The following is a 1,555-nucleotide window of genomic DNA, read 5'->3' as shown; positions in this document are numbered from 1 at the left end:
CGGAATTTGTCAAGGTGAATGAGGCCAGTGGGAGTTAGGCGGCTTCTTTTGCTGCGGTCCTCTCGGCTGGATTGTTAATCCACGCAGTGTCGGGCAGGGCGAGGATCTTCGGGTCCTTGTTTGTGGTGAATCGCTCGGGGTATTTCGCCCGTGCAACGGCCAGGGTTTTCGCACGTTCCTTCGCTTTGCCGGAGGCCAACCCGTAGTGGACATCCGCCGGGGTATTCAGGCCTATCCCGGTGTGGCAATGGGTGTGGTTGTACCCGTCCACGAAGGATTGCATGAAGGCCCTTGCATCCGGCAGGGAGCCGAAGCGTTGGGGGAATATAGGAGCGAACTTCAGCGTCTTGAACCACGCCTCGGAGTAGGGGTTGTCATTGCTTACGCGGGGCCGCGAATGCGACTTGGTGACCTCAAGATCTGAGAGCAGCGCAGCGACCGTTTTGGACGTCATGGAGGTCCCGCGGTCGGCGTGGACGATTTGCGGGATGCCGTGGATGCCGAAGATTTCCTTCATCATTTCCACCGCCAGTTCCCCTGACTCATGCGCATGGACATAGGCGCCGACAATGTAGCGGGAATAGATGTCGATCATGACGTAGCAATCGTAGTATTTACCCTTGATCGGGCCAGCTAATTTGGTGATGTCCCAGCTGTAAACCTGTCCGGGCCCGGTCGCGACCAGCTCCGGGATGGCCCGGGGCGGATGGCGTGCCTGTCGCCGGCGATCCTGGACCTGACTGTTCTCCTCCAGGACACGGTAGAACGTGGAGATTGAGCACAAGTAGATGCCTTCATCCAGGAGTTGGGCGTAGATCTGCACCGGGGGAAGGTCCACAAAACGCGCCGAGTTCACGGTGGCCAGGATGTGGGCGCGTTCGGCCGCGGAGAGCTTGTTTACCGGCACTGGTGCGAGGCGGGGTTCAGCCGCCGGCGTCCGGGGCTTGCGGGTCGCTGTGGCCCTGGATAGCCCGGCAATGGCGGCTGCCTCCCGGGTGGGGATGGCCGCCTGGGTGAGGGCGGTGTAGGCACCCATCAGGGTTTCTTGTACCAGGGCTGCTGCTCCTCGCTTTCGGAGATGTCCTCCAAAAGCTGCCGTGCTTTTTCCATGATGGACAACGCCGCTTCAGTCCGTGCCAGCTTGCGTTCACTCACCTCCAGCTGCCGACGTAGACGCCCGATTTCCGCCTGTTCAGCAGTTGGCTTGCCAATCTTTTCCCCGGGCTTCTTGCCCTCAAGCACGCCGGCGTCGCGGAGCTTGCGCCACTCGGTGATCTGGGAGGAATACAGGCCCTCAGCGCGCAGGTATGCCCCGCCGCCAGTACCGTCGTCGCAGGCCCGCTGGTAGGCGTCCAGATAGGCCAGCTTTTGTGCCGGAGTGAAAGACCTACGAGGGGTCGGGCCGCCGGAGCGGGGGCCAGAATTACTCATGGACCCATCTTCCCGCACCGGGGAAATCGTGGAGATAGACATTGGTGATGTTCCTGATTCTCGCCCTACGAATTAGACGAAGTTGCTACGAGCTGCTGGCCTCACCCAACCCTGACACGTAGGG

Annotated in this window: 1 protein-coding gene; it reads right to left on the bottom strand. The window is 61.0% G+C overall.

The annotated features are described in order from the left end of the window. Positions 1–34: 34 nt before the first annotated feature. A protein-coding gene (locus AC50X6_RS18690; protein ID WP_494967632.1) for an IS3 family transposase occupies positions 35–1,431 on the bottom strand; the annotation gives its coding sequence in 2 pieces (ribosomal slippage) (positions 35–1,080 and positions 1,080–1,431; 1,398 coding nt in all). Between the last annotated feature and the right edge of the window lie 124 nt (positions 1,432–1,555).

The sequence above is a fragment of the Pseudarthrobacter sp. HLT1-7 genome (assembly GCF_059383435.1).
The sequence above is the reverse complement of the archived record's forward strand: the minus strand, read 5'-3'. Positions and strand labels throughout refer to the sequence as shown.